This is a genomic window from Frankia sp. R82, from assembly GCF_023716925.1.
Classification (GTDB): domain Bacteria; phylum Actinomycetota; class Actinomycetes; order Frankiales; family Frankiaceae; genus Frankia.
The window spans coordinates 16,092-34,405 of the sequence record NZ_JAMQQG010000284.1 but is presented as its reverse complement, the minus strand read 5'-3'; the positions used below and the strand labels follow the sequence as shown (position 1 = coordinate 34,405).

Annotated in this window: 13 protein-coding genes; 12 read left to right on the top strand and 1 reads right to left on the bottom strand. The window is 71.7% G+C overall.

The genetic code is table 11. The features are described 5' to 3' along the window. Nucleotides 1–89: 89 nt before the first annotated feature. From priA to ND747_RS21380, 7 genes are read left to right on the top strand one after another with little or no spacing between them, the layout of a single operon-like run. The gene (priA, locus tag ND747_RS21410; RefSeq protein WP_251735759.1) at nucleotides 90–890 is read left to right on the top strand and encodes a bifunctional 1-(5-phosphoribosyl)-5-((5-phosphoribosylamino)methylideneamino)imidazole-4-carboxamide isomerase/phosphoribosylanthranilate isomerase PriA; all 801 of its coding nucleotides are present in this window, start codon (nucleotides 90–92) and stop codon (nucleotides 888–890) included. After that, the gene (gene hisF, locus ND747_RS21405) at nucleotides 887–1,651 is read left to right on the top strand and encodes an imidazole glycerol phosphate synthase subunit HisF (RefSeq protein ID WP_251735757.1); all 765 of its coding nucleotides are present in this window, start codon (nucleotides 887–889) and stop codon (nucleotides 1,649–1,651) included. The genes priA and hisF overlap by 4 nt, the downstream gene beginning before the upstream one ends. 10 nt (nucleotides 1,652–1,661) lie before the next feature. Beyond that, a complete protein-coding gene (locus tag ND747_RS21400) occupies nucleotides 1,662–3,701 on the top strand; it encodes an ABC transporter ATP-binding protein (RefSeq protein ID WP_251735755.1) in 2,040 nt (679 codons plus the stop codon). Next, complete coding sequence (locus tag ND747_RS21395) at nucleotides 3,698–5,719, top strand: ABC transporter ATP-binding protein (protein WP_251735753.1); 2,022 nt, start codon at nucleotides 3,698–3,700, stop codon at nucleotides 5,717–5,719. The genes ND747_RS21400 and ND747_RS21395 overlap by 4 nt, the downstream gene beginning before the upstream one ends. A gap of 4 nt (nucleotides 5,720–5,723) precedes the next feature. Next, nucleotides 5,724–6,125, top strand: coding sequence for a phosphoribosyl-AMP cyclohydrolase (hisI, locus tag ND747_RS21390; protein WP_251735751.1), 402 nt, complete (start codon nucleotides 5,724–5,726; stop codon nucleotides 6,123–6,125). Next, complete coding sequence (locus tag ND747_RS21385) at nucleotides 6,122–7,687, top strand: anthranilate synthase component I (RefSeq protein ID WP_251735750.1); 1,566 nt, start codon at nucleotides 6,122–6,124, stop codon at nucleotides 7,685–7,687. Before hisI ends, ND747_RS21385 begins: the two co-directional genes overlap by 4 nt. Further along, nucleotides 7,684–8,355, top strand: a complete 672-nt coding sequence (locus ND747_RS21380) for a Trp biosynthesis-associated membrane protein (RefSeq protein ID WP_251735748.1) — start codon at nucleotides 7,684–7,686, stop codon at nucleotides 8,353–8,355. The genes ND747_RS21385 and ND747_RS21380 overlap by 4 nt, the downstream gene beginning before the upstream one ends. On the opposite strand, the gene ND747_RS21375 is transcribed toward ND747_RS21380, so the two are convergent. Next, a complete protein-coding gene (locus ND747_RS21375; RefSeq protein WP_251735746.1) occupies nucleotides 8,356–8,703 on the bottom strand; it encodes a hypothetical protein in 348 nt (115 codons plus the stop codon). It abuts the gene before it with no gap. A gap of 287 nt (nucleotides 8,704–8,990) precedes the next feature. On the opposite strand from ND747_RS21375, the gene trpC reads away from it, so the two are divergent. The 5 genes from trpC (at nucleotide 8,991) to gltB (ending at nucleotide 18,270) form a co-directional block, all read left to right on the top strand. Continuing rightward, nucleotides 8,991–9,794, top strand: coding sequence for an indole-3-glycerol phosphate synthase TrpC (trpC, locus tag ND747_RS21370; protein WP_251735796.1), 804 nt, complete (start codon nucleotides 8,991–8,993; stop codon nucleotides 9,792–9,794). A gap of 141 nt (nucleotides 9,795–9,935) precedes the next feature. Beyond that, nucleotides 9,936–11,273, top strand: a complete 1,338-nt coding sequence (trpB, locus tag ND747_RS21365; protein ID WP_374216288.1) for a tryptophan synthase subunit beta — start codon at nucleotides 9,936–9,938, stop codon at nucleotides 11,271–11,273. Nucleotides 11,274–11,347: 74 nt separating this feature from the next. After that, the gene (gene trpA / locus ND747_RS21360; RefSeq protein WP_251735793.1) at nucleotides 11,348–12,184 is read left to right on the top strand and encodes a tryptophan synthase subunit alpha; all 837 of its coding nucleotides are present in this window, start codon (nucleotides 11,348–11,350) and stop codon (nucleotides 12,182–12,184) included. Nucleotides 12,185–12,290: 106 nt separating this feature from the next. Continuing rightward, complete coding sequence (gene lgt / locus ND747_RS21355; RefSeq protein WP_251735745.1) at nucleotides 12,291–13,376, top strand: prolipoprotein diacylglyceryl transferase; 1,086 nt, start codon at nucleotides 12,291–12,293, stop codon at nucleotides 13,374–13,376. Between the two features lie 274 nt (nucleotides 13,377–13,650). Next, nucleotides 13,651–18,270, top strand: a complete 4,620-nt coding sequence (gene gltB, locus ND747_RS21350) for a glutamate synthase large subunit (protein ID WP_251735744.1) — start codon at nucleotides 13,651–13,653, stop codon at nucleotides 18,268–18,270. Nucleotides 18,271–18,314 lie beyond the last annotated feature (44 nt).

Genomic DNA, 18,314 nt, shown 5'->3' with positions numbered 1-18,314 from the left:
CGTCCGGTCGGAGTTGCGCTTCCCACCGCCCGGACAGCTGCGGCCCGCTGCCGGATCCGTCCAGGTCGGACAGCCCGTAGGGTGTCGGCATGGCTCTGACTCTGCTGCCCGCCGTCGATGTGGCCGACGGTCTTGCCGTGCGTCTCGTCCAGGGCGAGGCCGGCTCCGAGACGTCCTATGGCGACCCGCTGGAGGCGGCGCTCACCTGGCAGCGGGACGGCGCCGAGTGGATCCATCTTGTCGATCTTGATGCTGCGTTCGGCCGCGGGTCCAACCGGGAGCTGATCGCCAAGGTCGTGCGCTCCGTCGACGTCGCCGTGGAGGTCTCCGGCGGCATCCGCGACGACGACTCGCTCGACGCGGCGCTGGCGACCGGCGCGGCCCGGGTGAACATCGGCACCGCGGCGCTGGAGAACCCCGACTGGGTGCGCCGGGCGATCGCCCGGGTCGGCGACCGCATCGCCGTCGGCCTGGACGTGCGCGGCACCACGCTCGCCGCCCGTGGCTGGACCCGCGAGGGCGGGGAGCTCTACGACGTCCTCACCCGTCTCGACGCCGACGGCTGCGCCCGCTACGTCCTCACCGACGTCCGCCGGGACGGGACGCTGACCGGCCCGAACGTCGAACTGCTGCGCTCGGTGACCGCTGCGACGGACCGTCCCGTGGTGGCCAGCGGGGGCGTGTCGAAGCTGGAGGACCTGACCGAGATCGCCGCCATCCCCGGGGTCGAGGGCGCCATCATCGGCAAGGCCCTGTACGCCGGCGCGTTCACCCTGCCGCAGGCGCTGGCCCTCACCGCGAGCCTCGCCGCCGGCAGTCCCACCCGGTCCACGGGCAGCCTGGGCCAGGACGCGGCCGGCTCGGTCGGCGGCGGCGGGGCGGGCCGGTGAGTGTCGCCGTCCGGGTCATTCCCTGTCTGGACGTCGACGGCGGGCGGGTCGTCAAGGGCGTCAACTTCACCGATCTGCGCGACGCCGGCGACCCGGTCGAGATGGCCCGCCTCTACGACGCCGAGGGTGCCGACGAGCTGACCTTCCTCGACATCACCGCCTCCTCCGGGGACCGGGCGACCACCTACGACATCGTGCGGCGCACCGCCGAGCAGGTGTTCATCCCGCTGACCGTCGGCGGCGGCGTACGCTCCGCCGAGGACGTCGACCGGCTGCTGCGGGCCGGCGCGGACAAGGTCGGCATCAACACCGCGGCCGTCGCCCGCCCGGAACTCGTCCGCGAATGCGCCCACCGGTTCGGCAACCAGTGCATCGTGATCTCCATCGACGCCCGCCGCTGCCCCGACCCGGACGGCCCCCGCTTCGAGGTCACCACCCACGGGGGACGGCGCGGCACCGGCATCGACGCGGTCGCGTGGGCGGCGCAGGTCACGGAGCTCGGCTCGGGGGAGATCCTGCTCAACTCGATGGACGCTGACGGCACCCGCGACGGCTACGACCTGGAGCTGCTCACCGCCGTGCGGGCCGAGGTCGACGTCCCGGTGATCGCCAGCGGCGGCGCCGGGGACCTCGCGCATTTCGCCCCGGCGGTGGCCGCGGGCGCGGACGCCGTGCTCGCCGCGAGCGTGTTCCACTTCGGGCAGCTGCGCATCGGCCAGGTGAAGACCGCGCTGCGGGACGCCGACGTCCCGGTGCGCTGACGGGATTCCGATGACGGAGTCCGACACCGGAGACCGTACCGACACCGGAGACCGTACCGACACCGGAGACCATATCGGCGGCGGAGACCATGTCGGCGGCGGGAGACGTCCGGGGATCATCTCGCGGGGCCTGGCCACGATGTGGCGGGCCGCGGTCCGGGAACCCCGGCAGTTCGCGCTGGCGACGTTCGGCGGCTGCCTGTTCACCCTGAGTGGGGTGGCGAGCTCGCTCGTACTCGGCGAGGCGACGGACCGGGTCGTGCTCCCGGCCATCGATCGGGGCCACGCCGACTGGTCCGCGCTCGCGGTGGTCGGCGTCGCGTTCGTCGCCGTCGGCATCGTGCGGGCCTTCGGCATGTACCTGCGCCGGCTCGCCGGCGGCGCGGTGGTGTTCCGCCTGCAGGCCCGCTACCGCCACGAGGTCACCCGCCAGTACCTGCGGCTGCCGCTGTCCTGGCATCAGAGCCATTCCACCGGCAGCCTGCTGTCCAACGCCAACGCGGACGTCGAAGCACTGGTCTCGCCGCTGATGCCGCTGCCGTTCGCCGTCGGGGCGCTGGCGATGCTGGTGGCCGCACTGGCGCTGCTCGTCGTCACCGATCCCGTGCTGGCCCTGATCGGGCTCGCGGTCTTCCCCACCTTCGGCCTGATCAACATCTGGTATGCCCGGCGGGCGTCGCCGTTGTACTCGGCCGCCCAGGCCCTGCGCGGCGAGGTGAGTGCGGTGGCGCACGAGTCGTTCGACGGCGCGCTCGTGGTGAAGGCCCTCGGCCGCGAGGAGGAGGAGACCGCCCGCTTCGCCGACCGCGCCGAACGGCTGCGTGACGCGATGATCAACGCCGGGCGGCTGCGCGGCATGTTCGACCCGCTGATGGAGGCGCTGCCGAACCTCGGCATCCTGGCCGTGCTGTTCGTCGGTGCCATGCGGATCCAGGCCGGGGCGATCGACGTCGGTCAGCTCGTCCGGGTCGCCTACCTGTTCACCCTGCTGGCCTTCCCGCTGCGCGCGTTCGGCTGGGTGTTCGGCGAGCTGCCGCGCGCCGTCGTCGGCCGTCAGCGGGTGGACGCGGTGACCCAGGCCCGCTCGGACGAGCGCCATGGCCCCCGCACCCTGACCGGCACCGGCCCCGCGGCGCTGGGTCTGCGCGACGTCACCTACACCTACCCCGGCAGCGACCCCGAGCGCACGGCCTCCGCTCCCGACCCCGCGGTCCTCGCACCCGACGGACCGGTGACCGGGGGCACGGCGGTGACGCAGTCGGCCCGGGATCAGCGACCGACGGTGGACCAGGTGAGCGTCGAGGTGGCTCCGGGCAGCGTCGTCGCGATCACCGGACGGACCGGCGCGGGCAAGTCGACCCTGGTGGGCCTGCTCGCCCGGCTCGTTGATCCAGACCACGGTGAGGTCCTGCTCGATGGGATCGATCTGCGTGACCTTGCCGTCGGAGAGGTGAGCCGGGCGGTGGCCGTCGTGGCCCAGCAGGCGTTCCTGTTCGACGACAGCGTGCGCGCCAACATCACGCTGGGTCTGACCGCCACCGACGACGCGGTGTGGACAGCACTGCGCCGGGCCCAGGCCGACCGGTTTGTCGCCAAGCTCCCGGACGGACTCGACACCATGGTCGGCGAACGGGGCACCAGCCTGTCCGGCGGCCAGCGCCAACGGATCTGCCTGGCCCGGGCCCTGCTGCGCGAGCCCCGGCTGCTGGTCCTCGACGACGCGACCGCCAGCGTCGACCCACGGGTCGAGGCCGCGATCCTCGCGGATCTGCGGGCCCGCGCCGGTGCCGCCACGGTGGTAGTCGTCGCCCAGCGCCGCTCCACGATCGCCCTGGCGGACGAGGTGGTGCACCTCGAGGGCGGACAGGTGATCGGCCATGGCCGCCACGAGGACCTGCTGGCCACCTCGCCCCGCTATGCGGCCCTGCTCACCGCCTACGAACTGGCCGCGCAGGCAGCCGCCCTCGACACCGCCGACCCCGAGCCAGAACGAGCTCCAGAGCCCACCCGGAAAACGGAGCCCACCCAGGAGCCGGAGACGGCGCGATGACCACGCCCATCCAGACGAGCCCCGCACCCCCCGGTTCCGCACCGCCCGGTTCCGCACCGCCCGACCCGTCCGGTGCAGGACTCGGCGGCGCCGAGCCAACTCGCGTGGATCTGCTGACGACGACGCTGCGGCGACTGCGTGCACTCGCCCCCGACCTGACCCGCGGTCTGGTGGGTACCCTGGCACTCGCCGCGGTCGCCACCGCAGGCAAGGTCGCCATTCCGGTGACAGTCCAGCAGATCCTCGACCGGGGTCTTGCGGATGACCAGGTCGACCTGGCTCTGGTCGGCGCGGCCGTCGGGGTGGCCGCGATAGTGATCATGTTGACCGCGCTGGCCAACTACCGGATGAACCGGCGGCTGTACCGGCTGTCCGAGACGGCCCTTGCCGCCCTGCGGATCCGGGCGTTCCGCCACATCCACGATCTGTCGATGCTCAGCCAGTCCGCGCAGCGCCGTGGCTCGTTGACCTCCCGGGTCACCAGCGACATCGACCAGATGTCGCAGTTCCTGCAGTTCGGCGGCGTGATGTTGTTGGTCTCGACCGGACAGATGCTGATCGCGACCGTGCTGATGGTCATCTACTCCTGGCCGCTCACCCTGGTGGTCTACGGCTTCTACGTCCCCCTGTTTCTGTTCACCCGGCACACTCAGCGCCGCCTCGCCGGACGGTATGCCCAGGTCCGGGAACGCATCGGCGATCTGCTCGGCGCCGTCGCCGAGGCTGTCGTCGGCGCCTCGGTCGTGCGGGCCTACGGCGTCCAGGAGCGGACCGCCCGGCGTATCGACACCTCGATCGATCGCCATCGCGCCGCCCAGACCTCGGCCCAGCGAATGATCGCCGGTGTGTTCTCGCTGAGCGAGCTGGTGGCCGCCGTAGCCACCGCGTCGGCCGTCATCGTCGGCGTTCTGCTCGGCGTCGACGGGTCGATCAGCACCGGCCGACTGGTCGCCTTCCTGTTCCTGATGACCCTGTTCATCATGCCGATCCAGTCGATGACCGAGATCCTCAACGACGCGGCGAACGCGCTGGCGGGCCTGCGCCGCGTGCTCGATGTCCTCGACCTGCCCACCGACGTCCGCGATCCGGCCCTGGCCGGCCCCGCCGGCCCCGCCGGCGGATACCCGGAACCGTCCGGGCGTGATCTGCCGGCGGGACCGCTGGGCGTGCGCTTCACCGGGGTCGGGTTCGCCTACCCGGACGGGCCGCAGGTACTGCGGGACATTGATCTGGAGATCGTCGCGGGTAGCCGGATCGCCGTGGTCGGCGAGACCGGCTCCGGCAAAACAACCCTGGTCAAGCTGCTGACCCGACTGATGGACCCAAGCGTGGGGCAGGTCCTGGTCGGCGGGGTACCGCTCGACCAGGTGCGGTTCGCCTCTCTGCGCCGCCGGGTCCTGCTGGTGCCGCAGGAGGGGTTCCTGTTCGATCTGACGATCGCCGACAACGTCCGCTACGGCCGCCCGGAGGCCGATGACACCGCGGTACACGCCGCGTTCGAGGCGCTCGGCCTTGGCGACTGGCTCGCCGCCCAGCCCGGCGGGCTCGCCACCCGGGTGGGGGAGAGCGGATCGCGGCTGTCGGCCGGCGAACGCCAGCTGGTAGCGCTGGCCAGGGCCCGGCTGGCCGACCCCGACCTGCTCGTCCTCGACGAGGCCACCTCCGCGGTCGACCCGGAGACCGAGGTGCGTCTGGCCCAGGCCCTGGCCGAACTGATGCGCCACCGCACGTCGGTGACAATCGCCCACCGGCTGTCCACGGCCGAGACGGCGGACGAGGTACTGGTCGTCGACGCTGGCCGGATCGCCCAGCGTGGGCGGCACGGGGATCTGGTCCGCGTGCCCGGGATCTACCAGCGGCTGCACCAGTCCTGGGCTGCGGGGATCGGGGCGACCGGGCCTGCGGGCGCGCGACCGAGGCTGGCGGTCCCGGCCTCGGCGGCCCTCGCCGATCAGCGCCGCGTGCCCGCGGCACCCCGGACGCCGGCCCCGCGCCCGGCCGGTGGGGGAGCAGAATGAAGCTGTGACCGAACGTCCCTCCGCTCTCGACCCTGACATCGCCGGGCGCCTGCGCCGCGACGGTGCCGGCCTGTTCCCGGCCATCGCCCAGCAGTACGACACCGGGGAGGTGCTGATGCTCGGGTGGATGGACGACGAGGCGCTGCACCGGACGTTGACCACCGGGCGGGCCACGTACTGGAGCCGTAGCCGCGGTGAGTACTGGGTCAAGGGCGATACGTCGGGCCACCAGCAGTGGGTCCGCTCGGTCGCGCTCGACTGCGATGGCGACGCCCTGCTGGTGCGGGTCGACCAGATCGGCCCGGCGTGCCACACCGGCACCCACACCTGTTTTGAGGCCGGCGGCCCGCTGCCCGCCCGCGTGGGTAACCCGGATTCCGGGCCGGACTCCGAGGCCGGCCGATGACCACCGGCCGCATCGTTCCCGACCGGGCCGGCTTCCACGCCGCCGCGGCCCGCCATCCGGTCGTCGCTGTCACCCGTCGGCTGCTCGCCGACGGCGAAACCCCGGTCGGCATCTACCGCAAGCTCGCCGGCGGCCCGGGCACGTTTCTGCTGGAGTCGGCCGAGCACGGCGGCGAGTGGTCGCGCTATTCGTTCGTGGGCGTACGGGCGGCGGCGACGCTCACCGAGCGCGACGGCAAGGCCCTGTGGGTGGACGGCACACCACCGCCGGGGGTGCCGACCGGTGGTGACCCGCTGGACATCCTGCGCGCGGTGGAAAGCAGCCTGCGCGCCGCTCATGACGACGGCGCACCACCCCTGATGGGCGGGCTTGTCGGCTACCTCAGCTATGACATCGTCCGGCGGATCGAACGGCTGCCGTCGCACGCCGTGGACGACCTGCACCTGCCCGAGCTGCGCATGCTGCTGGTCACCGACCTCGCCGTCCTGGACCACCGGGATGGGTCCTGCCTGCTCGTGGCCAACGCCTTCACCGCGTCCGCCGCGGACGGACCAGGCCGCCCCGCAACCGACCGCCGTGCTGCCGTCAGCCCCCGTGACCCGGCCGAACTCGACGCCCTCTACGACGAGGCGGTGGCGCGCCTGGACACGATGACCAGCGACCTGGCCAAGTGGAGCGAGCCGACGGTGGCCACGACCACCGGTGCGCTCACCGGTGTCAAGGACTTCGTCTCCGCCACGCCGCCCGGTGCCTACCAGAGCGCGGTCGAGCGCGCGATCGAGGAGATCCGCGCCGGGGAGTGCTTCCAGATCGTCGTCTCGCAGCGCTTCGAGCGCGCCACGACCGCCGATCCGCTGGACGTCTACCGGGTGCTGCGCACCACCAACCCAAGCCCGTACATGTACCTGCTGCGCTTCGGCGACCACGACGTCGTCGGATCGTCGCCGGAGGCGCATGTGAAGGTCACCGGACGCCGCGCCCTGCTGCACCCGATCGCCGGCTCCCGCCCCCGTGGCGCGACGCCGGAACAGGACGCCGAGCTTGCCACCGAGATGCTGGCCGACCCGAAGGAACGCGCCGAGCACGTGATGCTGGTCGACCTCGTCCGCAACGACCTCGGCCGGGTGTGTGTGCCCGGTTCGGTGCGAGTCGTCGAGTTCGCGGAGGTCGAGCGCTTCTCCCACATCATGCATATCGTCTCCACGGTGATCGGTGAGGTGGCCGGACAGCGCAGTGCCGTGGACGTGCTGGCCGCGACGTTCCCCGCCGGGACGCTGTCCGGGGCGCCGAAGGTGCGTGCGATGGAGGTCATCGACGAGCTGGAACCGACCCGCCGCGGCGTCTACGGCGGGGTGGTCGGTTATCTGGACTTCGGCGGCGACCTGGACACCGCCATCGCGATCCGGACCGCGGTGATCCGCGACGGCGTCGCCTACGTCCAGGCCGGTGCCGGAATCGTCGCCGACTCCGATCCCGATGCCGAAGATCTCGAGAGCCGCACCAAGGCCGCCGCCGTACTGCGGGCTATCGAGGTCGCCGAATCCCTCCGACCGCCGGCATGACCTCCTCCTCTTCGGGCCCCGCGTCCCCCGACGCGACGCCCGGGCTCCCCGGGTCGCCCGGTTCTGCGCCGGGCGCGGGCGACGCCGCCCGCGCCGGGCGGCGGGAACGCGGTCTGGCCGTGCTCGGCTGTCTGCTCGGCGCGGGACTGGTACTCGTGTGTGGGGCGGCGACCTGGGTCTCCGCCAGGGTCGGCGCGCCGCACACCGCCAGTGACGGTGCAGCCGTGGCCGCGCCGCTGGCCACCCACTGGACCGGCTCCACACTTGCCCCGGCAGCGACCGCTCTCGCCCTGGTCGGGTTGGCTGCCACCGTGGCGATCGTGGCCGCCCGCGGTATCGGGCGCGCCGCTGTGGGTCTGCTGGCCATCGTGGCCGGGATCGGCATCGTCTATGTGGTGCTGCGGATCGGCCTCGACCCGACGCCCGCGCTGCGCCGCACCGACAGCGTGCGCCAGCTGTCCGTCGGCGGCCCGGCGGACATCACCGCCGTACACCGCACAGCGGCACCGTGGCTGGCGGCGTTCGGCGGCCTGCTGCTCACCGCCGCCGGCGCGCTCGCCGCCGCGCGCGGACGCCGATGGCCGGCGATGTCGGGCCGCTACCAGGCTCGCGACGCCCGGCCGGTCGACGCCTGGGACGCGATCGAGCGGGGCCACGACCCCACCTGATCACCGGGATCCGCCGTGACCACCCGGCGGCCCTGCCCACCCGCCGCCTCCCAGCGGCCCGGACACCCGCTCCGGAGTCGTGAGCGAGGCGAGCAGGTCCTGCTGACGACGTAGATCGGCCTCCAGCAGAGTGACCAGCGCATCCATCCGGTCCAGGCAGCGGAGCAGCCGCTCGAGCGGCTCTTGCTCCCGGCCGCTGGCTGGCAGCCCGACCGGCGCAACCGTGGGCCGTTCAGGCACCCGTGCGCCGACGGACGACCAACCCGACAGTGGCGGGACCAGGACCTGGCGGGCGTTCAGGCATCCGTCTATACATCCGTCCAGGCATCCGTCCAAACATTCGTTCATGCATCCGTTCATGCATCCGTTCATGCATTCTCCCTCGTTTCCGAACGTGTGTTCGACTATACGGGATTGCCGGGGTGGTCGGCCAGCATGGCGCGCCGGTGGCGTGGCGTGCCGTGCTGGACAGGTCGCCGAAGCGGGCCGGGTGGATGACGTCCGCGGTCGAGGGCGGCCCTCGGAGGTGGGGGTGGATGGTCGCGGCACGTAGCAAGGTGTGGGTGCGTGGGGCCCACGTCGGTGACCTGGCCTACCATCGGCGGCATGAGCGCGAAAGCCGCGAGCACGGGTCGATGAGCGTCCTCGACGACATCCTCGACGGGGTCCGGTCAGACCTTGCCGTGCGTGAACAGCAGACCTCCCTCGACGACCTCAAACGGCGCGTCGAGCGCGTCCCGGACCCCCGGGACGCGCTGGCCGTCTTCCATGACTCACCGGTGTCGGTGATCGCCGAGGTCAAGCGTCGTTCGCCGTCCAAGGGCAGCCTGGCGGCGATCACGGATCCAGCCGCTCTCGCGGTGGACTACGAGGCGGGCGGTGCCGCCGCCATCAGCGTGCTCACCGAGCAGCGCCGGTTCGGCGGCTCGCTCGCGGATCTCGACGCGGTGCGCCGTGCGGTCGACGTCCCGCTGCTGCGCAAGGACTTCGTCGTCTCGCCGTACCAGGTCTTCGAGGCCCGCGCGCACGGCGCGGACATCGTCCTGTTGATCGTCGCGGCGCTTGACCAGCCTCGCCTGGTCGGCCTGCGCGAGCGCATCGAGTCCCTCGGGATGACCGCGCTGGTCGAGGTGCACGACGAGGCCGAACTCGTCCGCGCGCTGGACGCCGACGCCCGCCTGGTCGGCGTGAACGCCCGGGACCTGCGCACCCTCGAGATCGACCGAAGCACCTTCGCCCGGTTGGCGCCGATGATCCCGTCCGGGGTGCTGAAGGTGGCCGAGTCCGGCGTGCGCGGGCCCCACGACCTGCGCACATATGCGGCCTCCGGGGCCGACGCGGTGCTGGTCGGCGAGGCCGCCGTCACCGGCGACCCCCGACAGACGGTCGCCGACCTGGTCGCCGCCGGCGCCCACCCGGCCGGCCGCGTCGGGCGCTGAGGTCTCCTGCCGGTCGCGGCGGCTCCCGCGTCGGCCACTGATGTTGCGCCCGGCCGCCGGTGGACACCGTCGTGTCGGGTCGGACCCGGCCGCCGCGGCGGCCGGACGCGTTCTGTCGGCGGGGCCCGATACAGTCGCACCGTGGCCATTCGAACCGCTGCCCCAGCCCCCTCCGCCGATGCCGCGGGAGCGGCGCCGCTGCGTCCCACGGGTGTGCAGGCCGCGGCCGACTGGCAGGCGTTTCCGGATGCGTCGGGCCACTTCGGCCGGTTCGGCGGGCGCTTCGTGCCCGAGGCGCTCATGGCCGCGCTCGACGCGCTGACCGAGGCCTACGCGCAGGCCCGGATCGACGAGGCGTTCACTGCCGAGCTCGACGATCTGCTCGCCACCTATGCCGGGCGGCCCACCCCGCTCACCGACGCGCGCCGGCTCACCGACCATGTCGGTGGTGCCCGCATCCTGCTCAAGCGGGAGGACCTGGCCCACACCGGCTCCCACAAAATCAACAACGTGCTCGGCCAGGCCCTGCTGACAAAGCGGATGGGCAAGTCGAGAGTCATCGCCGAGACAGGCGCCGGCCAGCACGGGGTCGCCACCGCCACAGCCTGTGCGTTGCTCGGGCTGGACTGCGTCGTCTACATGGGCGAGGAGGACACCCGTCGCCAGGCCCTCAACGTCGCCCGGATGCGCATGCTCGGCGCCGAGGTCGTCTCGGTGGCCTCCGGTAGCCGCACCCTCAAGGACGCCATCAACGAGGCCCTGCGGGACTGGGTTGCCACCGTCGAGGACACCCATTACTGCATCGGCTCGGTGATGGGCCCGCATCCGTTCCCGATGCTGGTACGTGACTTCCAGCGCGTGATCGGCGTGGAGGCCCGGGCGCAGGTTCTCGAGCGCACCGGTCGGTTGCCGGACGCGGTGGTCGCCTGTGTCGGCGGCGGTTCCAACGCGATGGGCATCTTCCATCCGTTCATTCCGGACACCGACGTCGCGCTGATCGGCTGCGAGGCCGGCGGCGACGGCGTGGCCACCGGCCGCCACGCGGCAGCGATCGCCGGCGGCGCGCCAGGTGTGCTGCACGGCATGCGCACGTACCTGCTGCAGGACGAGTGGGGCCAGACCCAGGTCTCCCACTCCATCTCCGCCGGCCTGGACTACCCCGGCATCGGCCCCGAGCACGCGCTGCTGCACGAGACCGGCCGGGCAACCTACCGGGTGGTCGATGACACCGCGGCCATGGAGGCCCTCGCTCTGGTCGCCCGCACGGAAGGCATCCTGGTCGCGATCGAGAGCGCCCACGCCTTCGCCGCCGCGATCGAGGTGGCCCGCGAGCTGGGCCCGGAGGCAACCCTGCTGGTCAACTGCTCCGGTCGGGGAGACAAGGACGTCGACACCGCGGCCCGCTGGTTCGGCCTGCTCGACGAGCCTGCCACCGCAGGGACTGCCGGTACCACCACTGACGTCGGCGAGCAGCGCTGATGTCCGCGGTCCCCGGCCGGGTCGGGCCGAATCATCCACAGCCGGCCCGCGGGCCCGAAGCGAACGGACGCACCATGCACAGCCGGTTGGACGCGTGTTTCACGGCCGCTCGAGCCGAGGGGCGCGCGGCCCTGGTGGGATACCTGCCCGCCGGCTATCCCACGGTGGACGGTGCGATCGCTGCCATGCGCGCGATGGTCGCTGCCGGTGTGGACATTGTCGAGGTCGGTCTGCCCTACTCCGATCCGACGATGGACGGCCCGGTGATCCAGGAGGCCGCCGATGCCGCCCTGCGCGGCGGGATCACTACCCAGGACGTGCTGCGCACCGTCGAAGCGGTTGCCGACACCGGCGCCCCGACGCTGGTGATGACCTACTGGAATCCGATCGAGCGCCATGGTGTGGCTGCCTTCGCCGCCGACCTCGCAGCCGCCGGCGGCGCCGGGGCGATCACTCCGGACCTGCCGCCGGAGGAAGCTGGTCCGTGGCTCGCCGCCACCGCCGAGCATGGCCTGGATTCGGTGTTCCTGGTCGCGCCCAGCTCGTCGCCCGAGCGTCTACGCCGGGTGGCCGACATCAGCGGCGGCTTCGTCTACGCGGCCTCACTGATGGGTGTCACCGGCGCCCGGGCTCAGGTGGGCGCTCAGGCTGAGGGGCTTGTCGCGCGGGTCCGGGAGGTCACCTCGCTGCCGGTGGCCGTCGGCCTCGGCGTGGGCACCGCCGCGCAGGCGGCCCAGGTCGCCACCTTCGCCGACGGCGTCATCGTCGGATCGGCGCTGGTCCGCGTGCTCGTCGACGCACAGCGCCGCGGCGACGACCCCGAGTCCGCCCTCAGCGGCATCAAAGCCCTCGCCGCCGACCTCGCCCTGGGCGTGCGCGGCGGCCAGGGCGCCGTCCCCGTCACCGCCTGACCCGAATGGGCCCTGTATCCACGCGCGGGGCGGACGAAACGGGCGGGTGGTGCGACGGGCGTGGCTGGCGCCGGGTCGGTAAGGGTGTCGAGATAGCCTGACCATCGTGGTGTTCGCCGCTATTCCCAGTCCGTCCCGTGGTGTGGTGCATCTGGGGCCGGTGCCGTTGCGCGCCTATGCCCTGATGATCATCATTGGAATCGTGGTCGCCGTGGTCGTCACCGGCCGGCGGTTGCGTGCCCGCGGGGTCGATCCCGAGATCGCGGGGGAGATCGCCTTCTGGGCGGTGCCCTTCGGGATTGTCGGCGCCCGGATCTACCATGTGCTCAGTACGCCTGATCCGTACTTCGGGCACGACGGCAACCTCGGCGACGTGGTGAAGATCTGGAACGGCGGGCTCGGCATCTGGGGGGCGATCGCCGGCGGCGCGCTCGGTGCGTGGATCGCGGCGCGTCGGCTGGGGGTCAGTCTCGCCCTGTTCGCCGATGCCGCCGCGCCCGGGATCATCCTGGCGCAGGCCATCGGCCGTTGGGGTAACTGGTTCAACCAGGAACTGTACGGGCGTGCCACCGATCTGCCCTGGGCCGTGCGCATCGATCCCGCGCACCGGATCGACCCGGCAGTCGCCACCTATCAGCCGACGTTTCTGTACGAGTTCCTGTGGAACCTGGTCGTCGCCGGCATCCTGCTGGTCGTCGACCGACGGCACCGCCTCGGCCGCGGCCGGCTGTTCGCCCTGTACGTGGCGCTGTACACGTTCGGCCGGCTGTGGATCGAGATGCTGCGTATCGACACCGCCGACAAGATTCTCGGGCTTCGGGTGAACATCTGGACGTCCGCCCTGGTCTGCCTCGGGGCCATCATCGCGTTCGCGGTCACCCGTCGACCTGTTGACCTGGACGTGTCACCTGAGGAGCAGCGCGAGCTGGGCCTGGTACGCGACCGAGCCCGCCGCGGCGCCGATGCCTACGCCGACGCCACGAGCGAGGCCGGGGCCGAGCCCGAGGGCACAGCCGAGGCGAAGACCGAGGCCGAGAGTGCCGCGCCTGGGAACGAGCCGGGGCGCAGACTCGAGCCGGGACTCGTCGCCGGGTACGGCGACGGCGTCGACGTCGGGTCGCAGGCTGGCCGCCCGGCGCCGGGCAGGGGAGAATCGGCGGGGCAGGCCCCGGCTGAGGCGCCGCCGCACTGAACCTGCGGACCCCGCTCGGCCGGAGCTGGATCGTGCCAGATGTCCGAAAGATGGCCATCCACTACCGCCAGATACGCGGCCCGTGTCAGGTTGTGTGACGTTATACGGCTGTGACCTGCCGGACATATATGATCAAGGCGTGTCGGCTCGGCGCATGGCACACTCGAGAGCAGACACACGGGTCGCTGGGCCAGCGCCGTCGTGCCGTGGTTCACCTTCGGACAGCGTCGTCCGCCTCACCTTCAGCCCCTGAAGACGGACGGGACTTCGCCGGATGCCGAGCGCGCAAGGTCTTTACGACCCCACTTTCGAACACGACGCCTGTGGGGTCGGCTTCGTAGTCGACGTGCACGGTCGTCGTAGCCATGAGCTGGTTGACCAGGGCCTGACCGTCCTGCGCAACCTTGATCACCGTGGCGCGTCGGGTAGCGACCCGGATACCGGCGACGGGGCCGGCATTCTCGTCCAGGTCCCTGATCGGTTCCTGCGTGACGTGGTGGATTTCGCCCTGCCGGCGCCAGGTCGGTACGCGGTCGGGATCGCCTTCCTGCCCCAGGTGGCGGGGGAACGTGACGACGCGGTGCGGGTGATCAGCCGCATCGTGCGCCAGGAGGGCCTGCGCGTGCTCGGCTGGCGGGAGGTGCCCACGATCAGTCACATCGTCGGGCATGCCGCCCGCGAGGTGGAGCCACGTATGCGCCAGCTGTTCGTCGCTCTGCCCGGCGATGCCGTGCCCGGTGCGACTGCCACGGCCGCCATGGCCGGTGCGGCTGGCCCGTCCGGTGTGACCACCGAGGGTGCGGCGGGCACAGACGGCGCAGCGGCGAGCCGGTTCGACGTCGGTGAGCTGGAGCGACGGGCGTTCTGTGCGCGCAAGCGGATCCGTCGCGAGACGGGTGTGTACGTTGCGTCCCTGTCGTCGCGCACGATCGTCTACAAGGGGATGCTGACCACCCACCAGCTCTCGGCGTACTTCCCGGACCTGGACGACCCGCGGTTCGCCAGCGCCATCGCGCTGGTGCACAGCCGGTTCTCGACGAACACGTTCCCGAGCTGGCCGCTGGCCCATCCGTACCGGTTCGTCGCCCACAACGGCGAGATCAACACCGTCCGCGGCAACCGGAACTGGATGCGGGCCCGAGAAGCCCTGCTGGAAAGCAACCTCATTTCTGGCGACCTGGCGCGGCTGTTCCCGATCTGCGCGGACGGCGCGAGCGACTCGGCGAGCTTCGACGAGGTCCTGGAGCTGCTGCATCTGGGCGGGCGCAGCCTGCCGCACGCGGTGCTGATGATGATTCCCGAGGCGTGGGAGAACCACGCCGAGATGGATCCGGCGCGCCGGGCGTTCTATGAGTTCCACTCGACGCTGATGGAACCCTGGGACGGCCCGGCGGCGATCGCGTTCACCGACGGCACGGTCATCGGTGCCGTTCTCGACCGCAACGGGCTGCGCCCGGGGCGGTACTGGCAGACCGACGACGGGCTGGTCGTGATGGCCTCCGAGGTCGGCGTGCTCGACATTCCGCCGCATCGGGTGGTCCGCAAGGGACGGCTGCAGCCGGGCCGGATGTTCCTCGTCGACACCGCCCAGGGCCGGATCGTCGACGACGAGGAGATCAAGTCTGAGCTCGCCACCGCCGCGCCCTACGCGGAGTGGCTGCACGCGGGGCTGATCTCCCTCGACGACCTGCCCGAGCGTGAGCTCGTCGTCTACGGGCACTCGTCCGTCCTACGCCGCCAGCAGGTCTTCGGTTACACCGAGGAGGAGCTGCGCATCCTGGTGGCGCCGATGGCTCGTGGCGGTGCCGAGCCGATCGGGTCGATGGGCACCGACACGCCGGTGGCCGTGCTCTCCACCCGTCCTCGGCTGCTGTTCGACTACTTCACCCAGCTGTTCGCGCAGGTCACCAACCCGCCGCTGGACGCGATCCGGGAGGAGCTCGTCACCAGCCTCGGGCGCACCCTCGGCCCGGAGGGCAACCTGCTCGATCCGTCCCCGGCGTCATGTCGGATGGTGCACCTGCCCTATCCGGTGATCAGCAGTGGCCAGCTCGCCAAGATCATCGGCATCAACGACGACGGTGACATGCCCGGCTTCGCCTCCGTCACCGTCCGCGGTCTGTACGACGTCGACGGTGGCGGCGAGGCGCTCGCCGCCCGCCTGGCCGAGATCTGCGCCGGGGTCAGCGAGGCCATCGCCGACGGGGCGCGCATCGTCGTGCTCTCCGACCGTGACTCCGATGAGCGCAAGGCGCCGATCCCGTCGTTGCTGCTCACCGCGGCCGTGCATCACCATCTGATCCGGGAGCGCACCCGGACGAAGGTCGGGCTGATCGTCGAGTGCGGCGACGCCCGCGAGGTCCACCACATCGCCCTGCTCACCGGGTACGGCGCGGCCGCGGTCAACCCGTACCTGGCATTCGAGTCGGTCGGCACCCTGATCGACGAGGGTGAGGTCACCGGCGTCACCCGCGAGCAGGCCGAGAAAAACCTGATCAAGGCGCTGGGTAAGGGCGTGCTGAAGGTGATGTCCAAGATGGGCATCTCCACCGTCGCCAGCTACACCGGTGCGCAGGTCTTCGAGGCGATCGGGCTTGCCCAGGAGTTCGTCGACACCTACTTCGTCGGCACCCCGTCCCGGCTGGACGGGGTCGACCTGGAGATCATCGCCGCCGAGGTCGCCGCCCGTCACCACCGCGCCCACCCGCGGGTCGCCTCCGAGCTTGCGCACCGCGGGCTGGAGGTTGGCGGCGAGTACCAGTGGCGCCGCGAGGGCGAGCTGCATCTGTTCAACCCGGAGACCGTCTTCCTGCTGCAGCACGCCACCCGCACCCGTCAGTACGACGTGTTCCAGGAGTACACCGGCAAGATCGACGGGCTGTCCCGGGAGAACGCGACGCTGCGCGGCCTGTTCGAGCTGCGCACCGGGGTTCGTCCGCCGGTGCCGATCGAGGAGGTCGAGCCGGTCTCGGAGATCGTCAAGCGGTTCGCGACCGGCGCGATGTCCTACGGTTCGATCAGCGCCGAGGCGCACGAGACCCTGGCCATCGCGATGAACCGTCTCGGTGGCAAGTCGAACACCGGCGAGGGCGGGGAGGATGCCGAGCGGTTCGTCCCCGACGCCAACGGCGACCTGCGCCGCAGCGCCGTCAAGCAGGTCGCGTCCGGCCGGTTCGGGGTGACCAGCGAGTACCTGGCCAACGCCGACGACATCCAGATCAAGATGGCCCAGGGCGCCAAGCCCGGGGAGGGCGGCCAGCTGCCCGGCCACAAGGTCTACCCGTGGATCGCGAAGACCCGCCACTCCACCCCGGGCGTCGGCCTGATCTCCCCCCCGCCGCACCATGACATCTACTCGATCGAGGACCTCGCCCAGCTCATCCACGACCTGAAGAACGCGAACCCGAAGGCCCGGGTGCACGTGAAACTGGTCGCGGAGGTCGGGGTCGGCACGGTCGCGGCCGGGGTGTCCAAGGCGCATGCCGACGTGGTGCTCATCTCCGGCCATGACGGCGGCACCGGTGCCTCGCCGCTGACCTCGCTCAAGCACGCCGGTGCCCCGTGGGAGCTGGGGCTGGCCGAGACCCAGCAGACGCTGCTGCTCAACGGCCTGCGTGACCGGATCGTCGTGCAGGTCGACGGCCAGCTCAAGACCGGCCGCGACGTCATCGTCGGCGCGCTGCTCGGCGCCGAGGAGTTCGGGTTCGCCACCGCTCCGCTGGTCGTCGCCGGCTGCGTGATGATGCGCGTCTGCCATCTCGACACCTGTCCGGTGGGCGTGGCCACCCAGAACCCGCAGCTGCGGGCCCGGTTCACCGGCCGGCCCGAGTTCGTGGAGGCGTTCTTCACCTACATCGCCGAGGAGGTCCGCGCCCATCTTGCGGCGCTGGGCTTCCGCACCCTGCAGGAGGCCGTCGGCCGGGTCGACCTGCTCGACGCCCGCGCGGCGATCGAGCACTGGAAGGCCTCCGGACTCGACATCACCCCGCTGCTGCACACCCCCGAGCGGCCCTTCGGCGGCTCGCTGCACTGCACCTCCAGCCAGGACCACGGGCTGGACAAGGCACTGGACAACTCGCTCATCCAGCTGTGCGAGGGTGCGCTCGACGACGGTCGGCCGGTGTGGCTGGAGATGCCGATCCGCAACGTCAACCGCACCGTTGGCACGATGCTCGGCTACGAGGTGACCAGGCGTTACGGCGGCGCCGGCCTGCCGGACGACACCATCCAGCTGCGGTTCACCGGCTCCGCCGGCCAGAGCTTCGGCGCGTTCGCACCGCGCGGGATGACCCTGACCCTCGAGGGCGACGCCAACGACTACACCGGCAAGGGCCTGTCCGGCGGCAAGATCTTCGTCTTCCCGCCGAAGGAGTCGCCGCTGCGTGCCGAGGACAACATCGTTGCCGGCAACGTGCTGCTCTACGGCGCCACCGCCGGTGAGGCCTTCTTCCGCGGCATCGTCGGTGAGCGTTTCTGCGTGCGTAACTCCGGCGCCACCGCGGTCGTCGAAGGTGTCGGCGATCATGGCTGCGAGTACATGACGGGTGGCACCGTGCTCGTCCTCGGGCAGATCGGACGCAACTTCGCCGCCGGGATGAGCGGCGGCGTCGCCTACCTCCACGACCCGGTGGACGCCCGGATCAACCGGGAGATGGTCGACGTCGAGGAGCTCGACGCCGACGACGAGGCGACAGTGCGTGATCTGCTGGTGCGTCACCGCCGGGAGACCGGGTCGACGGTGGCCGCCCGACTCCATGCCGACTGGGAGAACGTCCGGGGATCGTTCCGCAAGGTGATGCCGCGGGACTACAAGCGGGTGCTCACCGCGATCCGCCGCGCCGAGGAGCAGGGCCTGGTCGCCGAAGAGGAGATCATGGCGGCCGGCCGTGGCTGACCGCCACCACCGCCAGCTCTGCCCGTCCCATTCCCGCACGACCG

What these genes read in the sequence shown, in the direction of transcription:
- priA (WP_251735759.1), top strand. Translation starts at nt 90, where the DNA reads ATGGCTCTGACTCTGCTGCCCGCCGTCGATGTGGCCGACGGTCTTGCC.
- ND747_RS21375 (WP_251735746.1), bottom strand. Translation starts at nt 8,703, where the DNA reads ATGAACGAATGTTTGGACGGATGCCTGGACGGATGTATAGACGGATGC.
- trpA (WP_251735793.1), top strand. Translation starts at nt 11,348, where the DNA reads ATGCACAGCCGGTTGGACGCGTGTTTCACGGCCGCTCGAGCCGAGGGG.
- ND747_RS21395 (WP_251735753.1), top strand. Translation starts at nt 3,698, where the DNA reads ATGACCACGCCCATCCAGACGAGCCCCGCACCCCCCGGTTCCGCACCG.
- gltB (WP_251735744.1), top strand. Translation starts at nt 13,651, where the DNA reads ATGCCGAGCGCGCAAGGTCTTTACGACCCCACTTTCGAACACGACGCC.
- trpC (WP_251735796.1), top strand. Translation starts at nt 8,991, where the DNA reads ATGAGCGTCCTCGACGACATCCTCGACGGGGTCCGGTCAGACCTTGCC.
- ND747_RS21400 (WP_251735755.1), top strand. Translation starts at nt 1,662, where the DNA reads ATGACGGAGTCCGACACCGGAGACCGTACCGACACCGGAGACCGTACC.
- ND747_RS21380 (WP_251735748.1), top strand. Translation starts at nt 7,684, where the DNA reads ATGACCTCCTCCTCTTCGGGCCCCGCGTCCCCCGACGCGACGCCCGGG.
- ND747_RS21385 (WP_251735750.1), top strand. Translation starts at nt 6,122, where the DNA reads ATGACCACCGGCCGCATCGTTCCCGACCGGGCCGGCTTCCACGCCGCC.